Source organism: Thiohalophilus sp. (genome assembly GCF_031581315.1).
GTDB lineage: Bacteria > Pseudomonadota > Gammaproteobacteria > UBA6429 > Thiohalophilaceae > Thiohalophilus.
In genome coordinates this window covers 11,756-21,636 of record NZ_JAVLAZ010000010.1, presented here as the reverse complement: position 1 = coordinate 21,636, position 9,881 = coordinate 11,756, and the positions used below count along the sequence as shown (strand labels likewise).

Here is a 9,881-nt window from a genome sequence, read left to right as displayed (position 1 = left end):
TAACTGGCCATATCGCCGTGGTAATCCAGATGTTCGTGCGTTAAATTCGTAAACACCGCACAGTCAAACCGGATATTATCAACCCGTTGCTGATCCAGCGCATGAGAGGAGACCTCCATGACGACGCTGCTGGCTCCCTGATCACGCATGGTCGCCAACCAGTGATGGTTGGCGATCACATCCGGTGTGGTATGCCCTGATGCTTCGAGCTGACCGTATAACCCCCGTCCAAGCGTTCCGATAACGCCGCAGGGTTGCTCCTGGCTCAGGCTCTGTGCCACAAACTGGCTGCAGGAGGTCTTGCCGTTTGTCCCGGTGATACCGACCACAAACAGATCAGCGGAGGGGCTGGCATAAAAGCGATCGGCCAGCATTCCCAGTTTGTCGGAAAGATTCGTGATTGCGACCAGCGGAATTGTCTTGCCCGAATTCGAGGTTTGCCAGCTCAACGGCGTCACACCGGTTTCATCGTCGTTCATCTCGCGCAAGACGGCCCTCGCGCCCCGGGCAATGGCGTCATCAATATAGGCCACGCCGTTGACCTGAAGACCTTGTCGCGCAACGAACAGGGAACCTTCGTTGACTTCACGAGAATCGGCGGTCATATGGATGAGCTCACAATCCAGGCTCGCAGGAATCGCCACGATCCCGTCCAGCAGCCTGCCCAGCGTCATGATGGTTTGTTTGACCGGTGCCGGCATCATGGATGTTCTCCCGCCGTTGAACCTTTTAGATCGGCGAACTTCAATGTGCCCGAACCGATATTATCCGGCGCAATATCAAACAGGCGTAGCGCTCCCCCCATAACCCGGGAGAAGACCGGAGCGGCTACCTGCCCACCGTAATAATCCTCGCCTGAAGGCTCATCGACAGTCACCACCATGGCGATACGCGGATTACTGGCAGGCGCCAGTCCGGCAAAGACGGCAATATATTTTTCTGCGGTATAACCGTCTGACATAACTTTTTTGACGGTTCCGGTTTTCCCCGCAACCCGGTAACCGGGAACACTGGCACGCGTCCCCGTGCCACCTTCATTGGTGACGGTTTCGAGCATGCGCACCATTACCCGGGCCACGTCTTTATCAATAACCCGTGTACCTTTGACAGGTTCATTCACACGGACAAAACTGATCGGCTTGATTACACCCTGATTGGCAATCGCAGCATAGCCACGCACCAGTTGTAGCGGTGTGATCGCCATCCCGTAACCGAAGGCCATGGTGGCCTGTTCGATCTCGCGCCAGTTGGCGGCCGGATTCAACACGCCGCTGGCCTCGCCTGGAAAACCGCTACTGGTCATCATCCCGAACCCGAGCTTGCTGTAAACGCGCCAGATCTGTTCTGCTTTCATGGACAGGGCCAGTTTGCTGGCCCCTACGTTGCTGGACTTCTGGATGATGCGGGTCAGGTTAATCCGTCCATAGTTACGAATATCACGAATGGTGTTGCGTCCGACCCGATAATATCCCGGAGAGGTATCTATCATGCTGTCGGCGTTATATTCATCACTTTGCAATGCCGCAATAACTGTAAAAGGCTTGATTGTCGAACCCGGTTCAAACACATCGGTTACCGCACGATTGCGCATTCTTTGGCTTTGCAGATTATCGCGATTGTTCGGATTGAATGCGGGTTGATTGACCATGGCCAGCACTTCACCGGTCTTGACATCCAGAATCACTGCCGAGCCGGACTTGGCGCGATTGTTGATCACCGCACGCTTGAGTTCCCGATAAGCAAGATATTGCAGACGCCGATCGATGCTCAGTGCCAGATCCTTGCCAGGGCGCGGTTTTTTCAGTAACTCCACATGTTTGACAATACGTCCCAGCCGATCCCGCATGACCCGCTGACTGCCGGCTTCACCGCTCAACCACTGATTAAAGGCCAGCTCCAGTCCTTCCTGTCCCTGGTCATCAATATCGGTAAAACCGACCACATGCGCCGCCACTTCACCCATAGGGTAATAACGATGATACTCACGTTGCAGGGAAACACCCGGTATACCGAGATCCATTATGCGATTTGCCAGGGCAGGTTCTACATGGCGCTTGATATAAACAAATTCACGAGTGCTGCGCTGCGCCACGGATTTGACCATTTGCTGCACATCGAGATCGAGCATCTCGGCCAGTTTGCTCCATTGCGAGCGGGCCGAGACAAATTCCGAAGGATTCACCCACACCGAATCGACCGGGGTGCTGATCGCCAGCGGCTCACCGTGCCGATCCGTAATCATGCCGCGATGAGCCGCCAGTGGTAATTCACGCAAATGACGGGCATCGCCCTGATTTTGCAAAAAGGCTTTGTTCACCACATGCAGATCCACGGCCCGCCATAACAACACCAGCGTGATCGACAGTAATGCCAGCATCACTGTGATCAGGCGAAACGCCGAAGCCGGTTTGTATACTTGCTGTTTCATGGCTTGAGGATAATGACCTGTTTATAATCCAGTGGTTTCATATTCAGTTTCTCGCGCGCCAGCTCCTCAATACGTCCATGCGTGGCCCAGGTGCTTTGTTCCAGTTGCAGCTGTCCCCACTCGACATTCAGTTCATCCCGGGTCTGTTTCAGCTCGGTCAGTTCAACAAACAACTTGCGGCTGTAATGTGTCGAATACACAACGCCTATCGCCGATGCGAGTACGGCAAAAATCAGCGGGATCAGCAGCCATTCGGCTTTCATGACAATTTCTCCGCAACGCGCAACACAGCACTGCGGGCGCGCGGGTTGCTTTTAACTTCCTGCTCGCCGGCCTGCTGCGCCTTGCCAATGAGTTTCATTTTCGGACTGAGCTGACTTTGCATCACAGGCAGATCGGGTGGAAAATCATCCCCCTTGCTCTGCTTGCGCATGAACTGCTTGACCCGGCGATCTTCCAGTGAATGAAAGCTGATCACCACGAGTCGACCACCCGGCACGAGCAGATCGGTGATCTGCGACAGGCACTCATCCAGTTCGTCCAATTCATGATTGATATAAATTCGAATTGCCTGAAAGGCACGGGTGGCGGGATCCTTGCCCTTTTCCCAGGCGGGATTGGCCGCCGCGACGATAGCGGACAGTTGTTTGGTGGTCGTGATCGACTGTTCGTTGCGTGCGGCAACGATCGCCCGGGCAATGCGTTTGGCAAAACGTTCCTCGCCATATTCTTTTAATACACGGGCGATTTCCTTTTCACCGGCCTCGGCCAGCCATTGCGCGGCGGTCGGACCGCGCGTGGTATCCATACGCATGTCCAGCGGTCCGTCCTTCTGAAAACTGAACCCGCGAGTGGCATCGTCGAGTTGCGGCGAGGAAACGCCCAGATCGAGCAGGATCCCATCGACCTCTTCCCAACCCTGTTCGGCGATGTGGGGCGCCATATGGGCAAAGGAGTCCTGGACGATATGAAAACGTGGATCGTGGGAAAACCGGTCCTGCGCGATACGCAGGGCCTGGGGGTCCTTGTCAAAGGCGAGCAGACGACCGTCGTCACCCAGGCACGCGAGAATGGCCGCACTGTGGCCACCGCGTCCGAAGGTACCGTCGATATAACGACCGTCCGGTTTGATATTCATACCCCTTATCGCCTCTTCCAGCAGAACGGGCAAATGGTCCTGTTTGCCGTTCATGGTTTTATAAAGACAGTGTTTCCAGCTCAGCGGACAGTTCCGACGCTTCCTGGTTTTCCTGAGTAATCCATTGGTCGCGCTGTTCGTTCCAGGTCTGTTCGTCCCAGATTTCGAACTTGTTGCCTTGCCCGGTCAGGGCAATGCGTTTATCCAGTTTGGCGAATTCACGAAGTGGCGGCGGGATAAGTATGCGGCCGTGACTGTCCAGCTCCAGCTCGGTGGCGTGGCCGATCAGCAGGCGTTGCAGGCGACGGGCCGTGGCGTTGAGGTTACCCAGCCGAACGAGCTTGCGCTCGATCTCTTCCCATTCGGGCAGCGGATACAGCAACAGGCACGGATCACTGCGATCGACAGTAATCACCAGTTGCCCGTCGGACTGCTCGAGCACGCCATCCCGATATCGACTCGGCATGGCCATACGGCCCTTGGCATCCAGGCTGAGTGTGTTGACGCCACGAAACACGTTGGTTTCCCCAGGGATGAAATCCCATTAATTCCCACATTGATCCACTTCGATACACTATAGGTAGCAATATGCCCGGGTGTCAAGCAAACAGCACCACAAAAGCGGGAATTCTTTCTTGTCTGACAGTAACTTAGCGACGCCCCCCAGGGGTGGAGGACGCGCCGGAGCCACTGTACAGGCGGGGCCTGGACAATGTAAAAACAACAACTTACAGGATGGAGTTGATGTGAAACAAGAGGAAAGAGTCGGCCGTTAAGCCGGGTTCTGTCGTGGACAGTCATTCATCTGGGATGCGCGTCACCGCGCACCTCTAGCGACCTACCCGGGAACCGTGTGGGCCACACGTGGCCTTGCGGCCAGTTCCCCTATTTGGTCTTGCTCCGGATGGGGTTTACCCTGCCACCGGTGTTACCACCGGCGCGGTGCGCTCTTACCGCACCATTTCACCCTTACCGGCCGCTTGCGCGGCTTAGGCGGTATATTTTCTGCGGCACTTTCCGTGGACTCGCGCCCCCCAGGCGTTACCTGGCATCCCGCCCGATGGAGCCCGGACTTTCCTCCCCGCCTGTGGCGGAGCGACTGTCAGGCCGACTCTTGGACACATTATATAATAAGTATGTGGCGGGCAGGTGAACCTCGACTGGTTAATTTTTCATCGTCAGCGCCTGTTGATAGAGCTGATTCTTTTTAACCCCCGTAATCCGCGCGGCCAGCGCCGCCGCCTGTTTGACGGGGAGTTCCTCCAGCAATATCCCCAGAATCCGCTCAACTTCGGGATCGAGGGCCGTCTCCACCGCCGGCGCCCCCGCCACCAGCAACACCATTTCCCCTTTTTGCTGATTGGCATCGCCGCTGACGAAGGCCTGTAACTCGTTCAGGCTGCCGCCCTGCACGGTTTCGAAGGTCTTGGTCAGCTCCCGGGCCAGTACCGCTTCCCGCTCGCTGCCCAGCATCTCGCTCATATCCGCCAGACTCTCCAGAATCCGGTGTGGCGATTCATAAAACGCCAGCGTACAGGGTTCGGCGGCCAGTGCCGCCAGCCGTTGACGCCGCGCCGCGGCTTTGGCCGGTAAAAAGCCAATGAACTTGAAGCAGTCGGTGGGCAGACCGCTGACCGACAGGGCCGCGATCACCGCGCTGGGACCGGGCACCGGAATCACCCGGATCCCCTGCCGGCGAGCCTGCTGGACCAGATGAAAACCGGGATCGCTGAGTAACGGGGTCCCGGCATCGGCAATCAGGGCCACGCTTTCGCCATTGGCAAGACGTTGTAACAATCTGCTACTCTGTTCCCGCTCATTATGTTCGTGCAAGGCCACACACGGGGTTGTCACTGCAAAATGCCGCAGTAAACGCGCGCTGTGCCGGGTATCCTCTGCCGCGATCAGCGCCACCTGCTGCAGGATTTCCACGGCACGTTGTGACATGTCGCCGAGATTCCCGATCGGGGTTGCGACAACATAGAGCGCACTGTTTTCAGAGTTCACGGTATAATTTCCGCCAGAGTTTGAATTCATTCGCCTTTTATACAGCAAAAACAGGAACCCGATGAAGTGAGAATGCCACGTCGACTGATATCCCTGTGGATCATGATTGTAACGCTTCTGCTGGCCGGTTGTGCCGGCGTACCGCAAGAACCCGAGGTCGTCAAGGAAACCGATCCGGTTGCCGAAGCGGAACGACTACTGGCCAGCGGGGCATTCGCTGAGGCGGCCCAGGCCTTCAACGAACTGGCCAAACAGGCCAGCGGCACGCAACAGACCAATTTTCTGCTGCGTACCGCCGCCGCACTGGCCCGCGATGCGCGGATTCACAAGAGTCGGCAGATCCTTGAAAGCATCCAGCCTGACTCACGCAACCGCCAACAACTCTTTTTACTACACCTGACCGAAGCGCATATTGCACTGAGTGAACGTCGGGCCCAGGACGTCCTGCATATTCTGGAACAGGCGCCGCCACAACAGGCCAGGCCGTTCTATCTGGCCGATTATCGCCAGTTGCGCGCCGCCGCTTACACCATGCTTGGCAACCGGATCGATACCGCACACGAACTGGTCGAGCGCGACACGCATCTGCAAAACCAGGGGCTCATTGAGGCAAACCAGCGCGCCATCTGGGAAGCCCTGGCCATGCTCAATGAGCGCAGCCTTGCCCAGCTGCGCATGGCCACCGGTAAGAATGTACTTGGCGGCTGGATGGAACTGGTACAAATCAGCAAGGCCTACCAGTTAAAACCCGAAGTCCTGAACCGGCGTGTCGATGAATGGCGCCAAAGTTATCCCGAGCACCCGGTACAGGAAAGTATTCTCAAGGGACTACTGGAACGTCGCCAGCAGGATATTCTCGCACCGCGTCGCATCGCCGTGTTATTGCCGTTTGACAGCCGCTTTGGCCAGGCGGCCCAGGCCGTTCGCGACGGCCTCATCGCCGCCTATTACGCCCGCTCCCGGCAATACGAACAACGCATCCGGTTTTACGATACCGGTTCCGATCAGGATACTGCCCTGGCGGCCTATCGACAGGCCATTGCCGAAGAGAGCGACTTCATTATCGGCCCGCTCAACAAAGAATCGATCGAACATGTACTCGCTGAAGCGGAACTGAACACACCGCTGCTGGCGCTGAACTACACCCGTGAACAGAACATTCCCGACAAGCTCTTTCAGTTTGGCCTTTCCCCCGAAGAGGAGGCTCGTCAGGTTGCCGAGCGAACCTGGCTGGATGGTCATGTCAACAGTGTCGCACTGGTTCCCGGCGGCAGCTGGGGCGAACGGGTCTATACCGCTTTCCAGCAACGCTGGGAACAGCTTGGTGGCAAGGTTATCGAGACCCAGCAATACAATGCCGAGCGTCAGGATTATTCCGGCCCGATTCAGGATCTGCTGAATATCACCGAAAGCCAACGCCGTGCCCGGGCCATGCGACTGCTGCTGGATCGAGACATCAAATTCGAACCGCGTCGACGCAAGGATCTGGATTTTATTTTCCTGGCTGCCTATCCGAGCCAGGCACGCCAGATTCGTCCCCAACTCAAGTTCTATCACGCTGCCAATGTACCCGTTTATGCAACGTCGCACGTGTTCACCGGCAGCCTGAACCAGGAACGGGACCGCGACATGGACGGCCTGATCTTCGGTGATATGCCCTGGGTTCTGGCTGGCAGTACCACACATCGCGGTCTGCGCCCGCAAATCGAGCAATATATTTCCCAGGCCGGCAACCGCCTGCAACGGTTATATGCACTGGGCATCGATGCCTATAGCATCATCTCGGCCCTCAATACGCTCAAGGCTTATCCCTATGAGCGTTACGATGGCGAAACCGGCAGTCTGAGCCTGGATCCCATGCAGCGTATCAAACGCCAGCTGACCTGGGTCAAATTCCGCAGCGGCCGGCCGGTAGCACTGGACGAAGGGTTGTAATGGCATGTGGTTCGGGCTTGGACGCGAACAACGCGGAAACCAGGCCGAACAACTGGCGCGCCGGTATCTGGAACAACAGGGGTTGCATTTTGAGCAGGCCAATTTCCGCTGCCGGCGGGGGGAAATCGATCTGATCATGCGCGATGGCGAGAGCCTGGTGTTTGTCGAAGTGCGCTATCGCCGCAACGACCGCTATGGCAGTGCCGCCGAAACAGTCGACCGGCAAAAACAGAGAAAACTGGTGACAACCGCGCTATTCTATTTGCAAAGCAACCCGAAACAGGCCCGACTGACCAGCCGTTTTGATGTCGTTGCCATCAGTGGTGAGGGGAACACACCCCGTATAGACTGGCATCCCGATGCCATCCAGATTCAGGACTGAAGTATGAGTATCAGTGACAACATCCAGCACCTGTTCGACGCCAGCGTCGAAACCAAGCTACAGGCCAAACCGGTTCTGGCCGAACCCATCGCCCGCGGTGTTGAACTGATGGTCGCCGCCCTGCAGCGCGGTAACAAGATTCTCAGCTGTGGCAACGGCGGTTCCGCGGCCGATGCCCAGCACTTTGCCGCTGAACTGGTCTGTCGCTTCGAAAGGGAACGTCCCGAGCTGGCGGCCATTGCCCTGACCACCGACACCTCGGCATTAACCGCGATCGCCAATGATTACGACTTTAACCAGATCTTTGCCAAACAGGTTCGCGCCCTGGGCAAGCCCGATGATCTGTTGCTGGCCATCTCCACCAGTGGCAACTCGCCGAACGTGATCAGCGCGATCGAAGCGGCACACACCCGGGGCCTGCAGGTTATCGCCCTGACCGGTCGCGATGGCGGTGACATCGGCCGGCTACTGCAGGGCAGCGATGTCGAGATCCGCGTCCCCGCCGAGATCACCGCGCGTATCCAGGAAGTCCATCTGCTGGCGATTCACTGTTTTTGTCATCAGATCGACGCGCAACTGTTCGATTAATGGCTTTACCCCAGGCATTCATCACCCGCCTGCAGCAGATCCTCGGTGACGAGGGTGTGCTGAGCGATCCTTCCGAAACCTGGAACTACGGTTACGATAACAGCCGGCGTCACGCCGCACCGGAACTGGTGGCCCTGCCCGCCGATCACGAACAGGTCGCGGCGGTCGTCCAGTTGTGTCACGAATTCAGTATTGCGCTGACCGCGCGCGGGCGTGGCACCGGCACCACCGGGGCCAGTGTCCCCCTGCAGCGCGGTGTCATTCTGTCCACCGAGCGGCTGAACCGAATCCGTAAAATCGATCCGGCCAACCGCTACATGGTCGTCGAACCCGGTGTCACCAATCAGCAGGTACAGGACGCCGCGGCCGAACACGGTTTTTTCTGGCCGCCCGATCCCACCAGTGCCGCCTATTGCTCTGTCGGGGGCAACCTGGCCTACAACTCGGCCGGCCCGCGGGCTATCAAATACGGTACGCCGCGCGATAACACCTTCGGGCTGCGCGCCGTCACCGGCGAAGGCAAGAGTATCCGTACCGGCGTTTACACCACCAAAGGCGTGGTCGGTTACGACCTGACCCGTTTGTTGATCGGCTCCGAGGGCACCCTGGCTATCATTACCGAGGCCACCCTCAAACTGACGCCGCTGCCGCAAACCAAGCGCACCCTGCAAATCATTTATCGTGACATCGACAGCGCCGCTCGCGCGGTCTCCGCCATCATGGCCCAGCCGGTGGTGCCCTATGCACTGGAATTTATGGACGGCAAGGCCATTGCCATGATTCGCGATTATTCCGATGCCGATTTACCCGCCGAGGCCGGCGCCATGCTGATGATCGAAGTGGACGGCTCCGAAGCGTCGATTCAACACGATCTCGATGCCGTCAGCAAAGCTGCCGACAACGACGGCCTGCTGCAACTCAACCGTGCCGAAAGCGAACAGGCGATCCAGGCTCTGTGGCAAACCCGCAAGGCCCTCTCCCCCGCCCTGCGCACCATCGCCCCGAAAAAAATCAACGAGGACGTGGTGGTTCCGGTCTCCAACATTCCGGCATTGATCAACGGCCTCACCACCCTCTCCGAACAATATGGCATCACCATCGTCAACTTCGGCCATGCCGGCAACGGCAACATCCATGTCAACCTGCTCGCCAACCCCGATAATAAAGAAGAGATGCAGCGCGCCCATCAATGCCTGGACGATGTCTTTACCCTGGTACTCGAACTCGACGGCACCCTCTCCGGCGAACACGGCGTAGGCATCGAAAAACAGGAATTCGTTGGCCGCGAGATCGACCCGGTCACGCTGGAACTGATGCGGCGCATCAAACAGGACTTTGATCCGAAGGGGATCCTTAATCCGGGGAAAATGTTCCCCACTGGCTAAAGAGCTTTAACGCAGAGG

10 protein-coding genes and 1 other RNA gene are annotated in these 9,881 nt (G+C 57.5%); 4 read left to right on the top strand and 7 right to left on the bottom strand.

What is annotated here, in order from left to right:
* The 7 genes from RI563_RS02510 to rsmI all read right to left on the bottom strand — a co-directional run.
* A partial coding sequence (locus RI563_RS02510; RefSeq protein WP_310692766.1) for a Mur ligase family protein occupies positions 1-704 on the bottom strand: 704 nt, incomplete at its 3' end.
* The gene (locus RI563_RS02505; protein WP_310692765.1) at positions 701-2,428 is read right to left on the bottom strand and encodes a peptidoglycan D,D-transpeptidase FtsI family protein; all 1,728 of its coding nucleotides are present in this window, start codon (positions 2,426-2,428) and stop codon (positions 701-703) included. The genes RI563_RS02510 and RI563_RS02505, both read right to left, overlap by 4 nt.
* Positions 2,425-2,691 carry a cell division protein FtsL gene (gene ftsL / locus RI563_RS02500; RefSeq protein WP_310692764.1) on the bottom strand — a complete coding sequence of 89 codons (267 nt, stop codon included), beginning with the start codon at positions 2,689-2,691 and terminating at the stop codon, positions 2,425-2,427. The genes RI563_RS02505 and ftsL overlap by 4 nt, the downstream gene beginning before the upstream one ends.
* On the bottom strand, positions 2,688-3,620 hold the full coding sequence (rsmH, locus tag RI563_RS02495; protein WP_310692763.1) for a 16S rRNA (cytosine(1402)-N(4))-methyltransferase RsmH: 933 nt from the start codon (positions 3,618-3,620) through the stop codon (positions 2,688-2,690). Before rsmH ends, ftsL begins: the two co-directional genes overlap by 4 nt.
* Positions 3,621-3,624: 4 nt before the next feature.
* Positions 3,625-4,083, bottom strand: coding sequence for a division/cell wall cluster transcriptional repressor MraZ (gene mraZ / locus RI563_RS02490; protein WP_310692762.1), 459 nt, complete (start codon positions 4,081-4,083; stop codon positions 3,625-3,627).
* Positions 4,084-4,323: 240 nt separating this feature from the next.
* An RNA gene (rnpB, locus tag RI563_RS02485) (RNase P RNA component class A) lies at positions 4,324-4,681 on the bottom strand.
* Positions 4,682-4,730: 49 nt separating this feature from the next.
* Positions 4,731-5,603 carry a 16S rRNA (cytidine(1402)-2'-O)-methyltransferase gene (gene rsmI, locus RI563_RS02480; RefSeq protein ID WP_317622846.1) on the bottom strand — a complete coding sequence of 291 codons (873 nt, stop codon included), beginning with the start codon at positions 5,601-5,603 and terminating at the stop codon, positions 4,731-4,733.
* 42 nt (positions 5,604-5,645) lie between these two features.
* On the opposite strand from rsmI, the gene RI563_RS02475 reads away from it, so the two are divergent.
* Genes RI563_RS02475 through RI563_RS02460 form a run of 4 tightly spaced genes read left to right on the top strand, consistent with a single transcriptional unit; the run spans position 5,646 to position 9,863 of the window.
* On the top strand, positions 5,646-7,508 hold the full coding sequence (locus tag RI563_RS02475; protein ID WP_310692760.1) for a penicillin-binding protein activator: 1,863 nt from the start codon (positions 5,646-5,648) through the stop codon (positions 7,506-7,508).
* Between the two features lie 4 nt (positions 7,509-7,512).
* Complete coding sequence (locus tag RI563_RS02470) at positions 7,513-7,890, top strand: YraN family protein (protein ID WP_310692759.1); 378 nt, start codon at positions 7,513-7,515, stop codon at positions 7,888-7,890.
* Positions 7,891-7,893: 3 nt separating this feature from the next.
* Positions 7,894-8,478, top strand: a complete 585-nt coding sequence (locus RI563_RS02465; RefSeq protein ID WP_310692758.1) for a phosphoheptose isomerase — start codon at positions 7,894-7,896, stop codon at positions 8,476-8,478.
* Entirely contained in the window at positions 8,478-9,863 is a 1,386-nt protein-coding gene (locus RI563_RS02460) for an FAD-binding oxidoreductase (RefSeq protein ID WP_310692757.1), read from the top strand. The genes RI563_RS02465 and RI563_RS02460 overlap by 1 nt, the downstream gene beginning before the upstream one ends.
* Positions 9,864-9,881 lie beyond the last annotated feature (18 nt).

What these genes read in the sequence shown, in the direction of transcription:
- RI563_RS02505 (WP_310692765.1), bottom strand. Translation starts at nt 2,428, where the DNA reads ATGAAACAGCAAGTATACAAACCGGCTTCGGCGTTTCGCCTGATCACA.
- RI563_RS02465 (WP_310692758.1), top strand. Translation starts at nt 7,894, where the DNA reads ATGAGTATCAGTGACAACATCCAGCACCTGTTCGACGCCAGCGTCGAA.
- RI563_RS02460 (WP_310692757.1), top strand. Translation starts at nt 8,478, where the DNA reads ATGGCTTTACCCCAGGCATTCATCACCCGCCTGCAGCAGATCCTCGGT.
- RI563_RS02470 (WP_310692759.1), top strand. Translation starts at nt 7,513, where the DNA reads ATGTGGTTCGGGCTTGGACGCGAACAACGCGGAAACCAGGCCGAACAA.
- rsmI (WP_317622846.1), bottom strand. Translation starts at nt 5,603, where the DNA reads ATGAATTCAAACTCTGGCGGAAATTATACCGTGAACTCTGAAAACAGT.
- ftsL (WP_310692764.1), bottom strand. Translation starts at nt 2,691, where the DNA reads ATGAAAGCCGAATGGCTGCTGATCCCGCTGATTTTTGCCGTACTCGCA.
- RI563_RS02475 (WP_310692760.1), top strand. Translation starts at nt 5,646, where the DNA reads ATGCCACGTCGACTGATATCCCTGTGGATCATGATTGTAACGCTTCTG.
- rsmH (WP_310692763.1), bottom strand. Translation starts at nt 3,620, where the DNA reads ATGAACGGCAAACAGGACCATTTGCCCGTTCTGCTGGAAGAGGCGATA.